Raw genomic sequence first — 7,713 nt, 5'->3', positions numbered from 1 at the left:
ACGAAATCCCCAAAGAAAGGAGCAACAAGCTGAATCGTGTCGATGATTCGACGATACGCATCACCATGCCTGGATCTAAGCATTTGCAAGTAAGCAGCAAGATTGGATGCGTCTGGCTTGAGTGTAAGGTTGTCGTTTGTTGCGTGAACCTGCTTGACCTTCGCGGATTCGCTCGTGTCATGAAAATGGTACACACGCCAACTTTTTACCGCATCTCTAACAAAGGCCGAATAGTTGTCGGTAGCGCTTCTAAGTTTCGCTTCAGCCTGACCTGATCCGAGCAAAGCACTGGCATTCGTCTTGTAGTAATAACCGCCGAACCAGCTTTCCTCCTGCTCAAAAATCAATCTATTGTCGCTCGTTGGCGCAAGGTCAAACTTGTACCCGTTATGCGCAAAATAGAACTCAGCATGAACCTTGTCGGAGGTCTTGCGGCCGAAATGCAACATGGCATCGGGGCCACCTTGCTTCTGAACATATAGCTGCAAGCGTTGTTCGTACATCTCATTGAGCAGCTTGAACAGCCCGATGAAATTGCTCTTGCCAGCGCCGTTGGCACCGATAAGGACGTTCAAGTCGTTGAGCTTGAAGTCCTTGAGCAATCGAATTGATTTATACCCAGAGACGGTGAGCGAACTTACCTTTGACATTCGGTCCTCGTCGATATGCGTAAAGCCAATGAACCGCTTCAACGAACGCCTGAACTAAAGCCGGGCCCAGGGGAGCCCGGCAAGCGATCCCCACACTGCCAAGAATCGCAGCATCAGCGATCTTAAGCTATCAGCAATTACCCACGCGCTCGGCGAACGGGTCGTCCAGCACGATGGTGTCGTCGCGATCGGCACCGGTGGCGACTAGTGCCAGGCGGCAACCGGAGAGTTCTTCCACCGCACGCAGGTAAGCACGCGCCGCGGCGGGAAGCTTGTTCCAGTCGCGGATGCCGGCGGTGGATTCTTCCCAGCCGGGGAAGTCAAGGTACACCGGCTTGCACTCGTCCCAGCCGTCGGCATCCAGCGGCGCCAGCTCGCGGCGCTTGCCGCGGTATTCATAGGCAATGCAGACGCGGATGGATTCCAGCCCGTCGAGCACGTCGAGCTTGGTGATGGCCAGGCCGTTGATGCCGTTGATCTGCACGGCACGCTTCAGGGCGACCAGATCGATCCAGCCGCAGCGGCGCGGACGGCCGGTGCTGGCGCCGAATTCGTTGCCGACCTTGCGCAGGCGCTCGCCCATTTCATCATTGAGTTCCGTGGGGAACGGACCGCTGCCCACGCGCGTCGCATAGGCCTTGCAGATGCCCAGCACGTAGTCGATGTCGGCGGCGCCCACGCCGGTACCGGCCAGCGCACCACCGATGGTGGTGTTGGACGAGGTGACGTAGGGATACGTGCCATGGTCGATGTCCAGCAGCGCGCCCTGCGCGCCTTCGAACAGGATGTTGCCGCCGTCGCGGCGCACGTCGTGCAGGATGGTGGCGACGTCGTCGATCATCGGGCGCAGGTACTCGCCCCAGGTCAGGGCTTCATCGAGCACCGTCTGGTAGTCGACGGGATCGGCCTTCAGCCATTGGGTAAGCACGAAGTTGTAGTACTCCACGGCGGCCTTGAGTTTCTCGGGCAGCTCGTGGGGATACATGAGGTCCGCCACGCGGATCGAACGGCGGGCGACCTTGTCTTCGTAGGCCGGACCGATGCCGCGGCCAGTGGTGCCGATGGCCTTGGCGCCGGAGGCGATCTCGCGGGCCTTATCCAGGGCAATGTGGTACGGCATGATCAGCGGCGTGGCCGGCGAGATCTTCAGGCGCGGGCGAACGTCCACGCCCTGGGCTTCGAGTTCGGCGATCTCGCTCATCAGCGCGGCCGGCGACAGAACCACGCCGTTGCCGATCAGGCAGAGCGCGTCGTCACGCAGGATGCCCGACGGGATCAGGTGCAGCACCGTCTTCTTGCCCTTGATCACCAGGGTATGGCCGGCGTTATGGCCGCCCTGGAAACGGGCCACCGCGGCCACGCGTTCGGTGAGAAGGTCGACGATCTTGCCCTTGCCTTCGTCGCCCCACTGGGCACCGAGGATGACTACTGATTTGCCCATGGCTCTCTTGCTCGCAAAGAAATAGAAAACTTTCCGGTGCCGCCTGTGCGCTGGTGATCAGCGCGCCTTGGCTTCACCATTATTGAAGTACCGCAGGAAATCCGACTCAGGCTTCAACACCAGCACGCCTTTCCCGTCCAGGAACGAGGTGCGGTACGCCTGCAGGCTACGGTAGAAATCGAAGAAGTCCGGATCCTGGCCGTACGCTTGCGCATAGATCGCCGCCGCCTGGGCGTCGCCATCGCCACGCACCGTGGCGGCCTCGCGTTCGGCGTCGGCCAGCAGCACCGCCCTCTGGCGATCGGCATCGGCGCGGATGCGCTCGCCCGCTTCCCTGCCGCGCGAGCGCAGGTCCTGGGCCAGCTGCTGGCGCTCGGCGCGCATGCGCTTGTACACCGAGTCGCTTACCTCATCGGGCAGTTCAATGCGCTTGATGCGCACGTCCACCACTTCGATGCCCAGGCTGCGGCGTGTCGCAGCGTCAGTCTGGCTGCGCACACGGTTGGTGATGTCATCGCGGCCATTGGCCACCACCGCCTGCAGCGGACGGGAGTTGAACTCGAAGCGCAAGGCATCCTTGACGATCGGGATCAGACGTTGTGCGGCCTGCAGCTGCTCGCCGGCCGTGGCGCGGTAATAGGCCGCGTTATCGGCGATCCGCCACTTCACGTAGAAGTCGACGTTGATGCTTTTCTTCTCGGAGGTGAAATAGCGCTCCGGCTGGGCATCGAGATTGAGGATGCGGTTGTCCAGCAACACCACCTGCTGCACCACGGGCAGCTTGAAGTGCAGGCCGGGGGCGTAGTCGGCACGAATGATGCGGCCGAACTGGAGCAACAGGGCGCTCTGGCCCTCGCTGACCACGAAGGCACTGTTCAGGCCCAGCAGCAGCACCACCAGGCCGACGAAGGCGTAGACGATTTTCATGGCTTGGCCTCCTGCGCGGGATTGGCATCCACGGCGCTGGCCGCCGACTGCACCACGCCCGTCAACGACCGCCCCGTGCCCGGGGCACGCTCGGTCGGCAGGTTGATGATGTTCTTGCCATTGCTGCCGTCCACCACCTTGGCGTTGTTGGCCATCACCTGCTCCATGGTTTCCAGGTACAGGCGGCGACGCGTGACGCCTGGCGCCGCCCGGTATTCCTTCAACAACTGGTTGAACTGCGTGGTGTCGCCCGTGGACCGGGCAACGCGCTCGGCGCGATAGCCTTCGGCGAGCGCTGCCACGCGCGCAGCCTGGGCGCGGGCGTCGGGCAGCACGCCATTGGCATAGGTGCGGGCCTCGTTCTCGCTGCGCTGTTTGTCTTCACGCGCGGCGTTGACGTCGTCGAAGGCGTCCTTCACCTCCGCCGGTGGGGCCACGTTCTGGAAGCTGATGTCGTTGACTACCAGGCCCGAGTCGTAGCTGTCGAGGGTTTTCTGTAGTGCCGAGCGAATCTGTTGCTGCAGGGTTTCGCGCGTTTTCGGCTCGATCGTGGCGGTGGCGGTGGCGGTGGCCGGCGCGGCGGCCGTGCCGGCGGCGGCGGGCAGGTCGCCGGGGCTCGTCAGGATGTTGTCCATGTCGTTGGCACCCACCACCGAGCGCACGGCGGCTTCGGCCGCCAGGCGGAGCGTATCGGCCGGCGGCTCGCCCAGCGAGAAGAGGAATTTGCGTGCGTCGGACACCTGGAACTGGACGTTGAAGTCCACCGTGATGATGTTTTCGTCGCTGGTGAGCATGCGGGCGTTGACCGACACCGACTGCACCTGGGTGGTCTGCACGCGGGTGACTGTCTCGAACGGCCGCGGAAGCTTCAGGTGGAATCCCGGGGCCAGCATCCGCGAGAACTCGCCAAAACGCAGCACCACGCCTACTTCGCGCGCGCCGACGATGACGTAACTGGACAGCAGCAGCCAGGCCAGCAGGATGGCCAGCACCACGGTGACGATACCGCCGCTGTTACCCAGCCGGCCGAAGCGCGATTTGAGGTTCTTGATCAGGCCATCGATGTCGGTCTTGCGACCGCTGGCCCGCTGGCGGTTCCAGGGATCCTTCTGGCCGTTGCCGGGTTCGTTCCATGCCATGGGCGGCATACTCCATTTTAAGAACGCAAACGGGGTCAATCTTACCAGATAAGACCGGCACTTGGCCCGCGGTGGCGGGGATTTCAGGCCTCGACGGGGACTTCCGCTTCGAGCAGTTGCCGCAGCGGCGCGGCATGTTCGTCGCCACCGGCCAGGGGAGCCAGGACGCTGCGCGGGGCGTCGAGGTCCAGGTGCCAGCCTGAATCGTCGATGCGCTCGGCGGTGATCGCCCCGGCGGCCTTCAGCCGGGCGTGCAGCCGGCCGGCACCCAATGACAACGACACCGTGGCATGGACTCTTTCACCGCCCAGGAGCTCACCCAGCACTGTCCGCAGGCCGTCCAGGCCCTCGCCCGTGGCGGCCGACAGCCAAACCCGGGAGGGCTTGCCGTCGGCATCGCGATCGACCCGGGCCGGCAGGCCAGCCAGGTCGATCTTGTTCATGATGGTCAGTTGCGGCACGTCGCCTGCGCCGATTTCCTCCAGCACGCCGTTGACCACCCGCCGGAGAAGCTCGCGTTCCTCGTCGGCGGCGTCGCTGACATGCAGCAGGAGGTCCGCGTCGCGAGCCTCGGCCAGGGTGGCGCGGAAGGCCGCGACCAGGTCGTGCGGCAGTTCCCGGATGAAGCCGACCGTATCGGCAAGCACCGCCGGACCGCAGGAGAGGTCGTCCACCTTGCGCACGGTAGGATCGAGCGTGGCGAACAGGAGGTCCGCCGCGTACACGCCACCGGTGGTGAGGGCGTTGAACAGGGTGGACTTGCCCGCGTTGGTGTAACCCACCAGGGCCACCCGCGGCACCGTGTTGCGCAGGCGCGAGCGGCGCTGCTGGGTGCGCTGGGTCTGCACTTTTTCCAGGCGTTTGGTCAGCATCTTCACCCGCTCGCCCAGCAGGCGGCGGTCGGTTTCCAGCTGGGTTTCGCCCGGGCCGCGCAGGCCGATGGCACCACCGCGCTGGCTATCCAGATGCGTCCAGCCACGGACCAGGCGCGTAGCCAGGTGCTTCAACTGGGCCAGTTCCACCTCCAGCTTGCCTTCATGCGAGCGGGCGCGCTGGGCGAAGATGTCCAGGATCAGCCCGGCGCGGTCGACCACGCGCACGGAGAGATGTTTTTCCAGGTTGCGTTCCTGGACGGGGGTAAGGATGTGGTCCACCAGCACCACGTCCGCTTCCAGGGCGCGGACGGCCTCGGCGACCTCGTCGGCCTTGCCGGTGCCGATGTAATACCGTGGATTGGGATCTTCCACCCGTGCGGCCACGTGGCCCAGCACTTCGGCACCAGCCGAGCGGACCAGTTCGGCGAACTCTTCCCCACGGCGAACGCCGTCGCCCATGGCGCGCGAATGCGGTAGCACCAGCAACGCCCGTTCGCCTTTCTTTTTTCTATCGAACACTAAGGTTGTTCCGCCTGGAGGCTACGGATCGTCCCGTAGCCTCCCTTGGTGTAGGCGGACAGGGCCAGTATCAAGCGTCCGCTTCGATCCCGGCCACGCCACCCTCGGCATGGTTCTCATGGCCGCCCACCCGCACGTTGCGGCTGGGTACGACGGTGGAGATGGCATGCTTGTAGACCATCTGGCAAACCTGGTTGCGCAACATCACCGCAAACTGGTCGAACGACTCGATGGTGCCCTGCAACTTGATGCCATTGACCAGGTAGATGGCCACCGGGACTCGCTCACGGCGCATGGTATTCAGGAACGGGTCTTGCAACGATTGCCCTTTGGACATTTTTTCTTCTCCCCTCGCCAACCGACAGGACCGGGTAAAAAAGACGCCTTCCGGCGCCCCGGCCCCAAGTGTTTGGAATCTTAACTGCTTTTAAATGGCGTTAGAAAGCGGTCTGCGTCACGCCCCCGAAAGTGGGATGAAAAGCCGGGTAGCGGCGGTCACCGATGCCGCAAGGCCGGGGCGATCCGGGTCGAAAACCCGGGCATCGAGCTGGGCCCGGAGCCAGGTCCGCTGCCGTTTGGCCAGCTGGCGGGTGGCAAACACGCCCCGGTCGCGGAACTCAGGCAAGGACGTTGAGCCGTCCAGGTGCTCCCATGCCTGGCGGTAGCCCACGGCGCGGATGGCGGGCAGATCCGGGTGCAGGTCACCCCGCGCCCGGAGCCTGCCGACTTCGTCGAGGAAGCCGTCGGCGAGCATCTGGTCGAAGCGCACGGCGATGCGTTCGGCCAGGGGACCGCGGTCGGAGGGCACCAGCGCGAGCTTCAGGACCCGCCAGCCAAAGGGCGATCGCGTGGATTGCTGCTGTTCGCTCAGGGGGCGGCCGGTGAGCTCGATCACTTCCAGCGCCCGCTGGATGCGCTGGGCGTCGCCGGGCTTGATCCGCTCGCCGGCGATGGGGTCAAGACCCGCCAGCCGCCGGTGCATCGCGGCCCAGCCTACCTCTTTGGCCTCGGTCGCCAGGCGGGCCCGCACATCGGGGTCGGCTTCCGGCAGGTTGGAAAGCCCCTCGTGCAAGGCGCGGAAGTACAGCCCGGTGCCACCGACCAACAAGGGGATGTTGCCGCGCGCGGAGATCGCCTTCATCACGATCAGCGCGTCGGCAGCGAAGTCGGCGGCCGAATAGGGTTGGGCAGGATCGCGGATGTCGACCAGCGCATGCGGGTATCGCGCGAGCGTGTCCGGATTGGGTTTCGCCGTACCGATATCCATGCCCCGGTACACCAGCGCCGAGTCCACGCTGACCAGTTCGACCGGGAATTGATCGGCCAGAGTGCACGCCAGCGCCGTCTTGCCCGAGGCGGTCGGGCCCATCAGGAATATGGCAGGAGGGTGTGAATGGCTGGGCATGCGCGGCATGGTAGCGGTGAAGCTGCGTGGTTAGTGCCCCTTGCTTGCCGGCACGCCAAGCTCCTCCAGCAATGCATGTGACGGGTACACCTTGTCCATCAGCCAGCGCATATAGCGCATGTCCACGTGGATCGCCCGCTTGTAGCGTGGGTCGTACATCCAGCTGGCGCTGACCGCTTCCCAGTTGCTGTCGAAGTTCAGCCCCACCAGCTCACCGCGGGCATTGAGTACAGGGGAGCCCGAGTTGCCGCCGGTGGTATCGAGGTTGGAGAGGAAATCGACCGGCAGGCTGCCGAGCTTTGTGTCCGCGTAGCTTCCGAAGTCACGCTTGCCGATCGCCGCCAGCAACGGCGCGGGTGCATCGAAGGGAATTTTTCCGGTGTTCTTTTCCACGATGCCTTCGACGGTGGTCAGGGGTGCATAGGTCACCGCGTCGCGTGCCTTGAGCGGTGTCACCTTGCCGTAGCTCACGCGCAAGGTGCCATTGGCGTCCGGATACACCGCCTTGCCCTGCGATTGCCGGTAAGCGATCAAGGCATGCATGTAAGCCGGCCGCAAGCGCATCAGATCGCCCTCGCGCGCCTTGCGCTCATCGTCCATGCGCAGCAAAGCCGGGCGCAGGGCGCGTGCGAGCACCAGCAAGGCGTCGTCGGCGCCGGCCACCTCGCCCGGTGCCGCGTCAAACCACTTCAAGCGCGTGGCTTCGTCACCCAGCTTGGTGGCGCCATATATCTTGTCCATGGCTGTTTTCAGGGTC

The 7,713-nt window shown here is 64.2% G+C and carries 8 protein-coding genes; all 8 read right to left on the bottom strand.

All coding sequences use genetic code 11. From position 1 onward, the window contains the following. On the bottom strand, nt 1–692 hold a 692-nt coding region (locus VK519_RS00825), incomplete at its 3' end, for an AAA family ATPase (RefSeq protein WP_324346740.1). Nucleotides 693–780: 88 nt separating this feature from the next. After that, entirely contained in the window at nt 781–2,091 is a 1,311-nt protein-coding gene (locus VK519_RS00820) for an adenylosuccinate synthase (protein WP_324346738.1), read from the bottom strand. A gap of 57 nt (nt 2,092–2,148) precedes the next feature. After that, complete coding sequence (gene hflC, locus VK519_RS00815; RefSeq protein ID WP_324346736.1) at nt 2,149–3,018, bottom strand: protease modulator HflC; 870 nt, start codon at nt 3,016–3,018, stop codon at nt 2,149–2,151. Then, entirely contained in the window at nt 3,015–4,157 is a 1,143-nt protein-coding gene (hflK, locus tag VK519_RS00810; RefSeq protein ID WP_324346734.1) for an FtsH protease activity modulator HflK, read from the bottom strand. The genes hflC and hflK overlap by 4 nt, the downstream gene beginning before the upstream one ends. Before the next feature lie 83 nt (nt 4,158–4,240). Then, nucleotides 4,241–5,551 (bottom strand): ribosome rescue GTPase HflX, encoded by a 1,311-nt coding sequence (hflX, locus tag VK519_RS00805; protein ID WP_324346732.1) that lies wholly within the window; start codon nt 5,549–5,551, stop codon nt 4,241–4,243. 70 nt (nt 5,552–5,621) lie between these two features. After that, the gene (hfq, locus tag VK519_RS00800) at nt 5,622–5,888 is read right to left on the bottom strand and encodes an RNA chaperone Hfq (RefSeq protein WP_250623905.1); all 267 of its coding nucleotides are present in this window, start codon (nt 5,886–5,888) and stop codon (nt 5,622–5,624) included. Nucleotides 5,889–6,005: 117 nt separating this feature from the next. After that, nucleotides 6,006–6,956, bottom strand: a complete 951-nt coding sequence (gene miaA, locus VK519_RS00795) for a tRNA (adenosine(37)-N6)-dimethylallyltransferase MiaA (RefSeq protein WP_324346729.1) — start codon at nt 6,954–6,956, stop codon at nt 6,006–6,008. A gap of 30 nt (nt 6,957–6,986) precedes the next feature. Next, the coding region (locus VK519_RS00790; RefSeq protein WP_324346727.1) for a S46 family peptidase at nt 6,987–7,713 on the bottom strand (727 nt) is incomplete at its 5' end.

Source organism: Pinirhizobacter sp. (assembly GCF_035317885.1).
Lineage (GTDB): Bacteria > Pseudomonadota > Gammaproteobacteria > Xanthomonadales > Rhodanobacteraceae > Pinirhizobacter.
Note: the sequence above shows the minus strand (reverse complement) of the source record. Positions and strands in the feature narration are given on the sequence as shown.

Coding starts and splice junctions, on each gene's coding strand:
- VK519_RS00820 (WP_324346738.1), bottom strand. CDS start 2,091: ATGGGCAAATCAGTAGTCATCCTCGGTGCCCAGTGGGGCGACGAAGGC.
- hflC (WP_324346736.1), bottom strand. CDS start 3,018: ATGAAAATCGTCTACGCCTTCGTCGGCCTGGTGGTGCTGCTGCTGGGC.
- hflK (WP_324346734.1), bottom strand. CDS start 4,157: ATGGCATGGAACGAACCCGGCAACGGCCAGAAGGATCCCTGGAACCGC.
- hfq (WP_250623905.1), bottom strand. CDS start 5,888: ATGTCCAAAGGGCAATCGTTGCAAGACCCGTTCCTGAATACCATGCGC.
- miaA (WP_324346729.1), bottom strand. CDS start 6,956: ATGCCCAGCCATTCACACCCTCCTGCCATATTCCTGATGGGCCCGACC.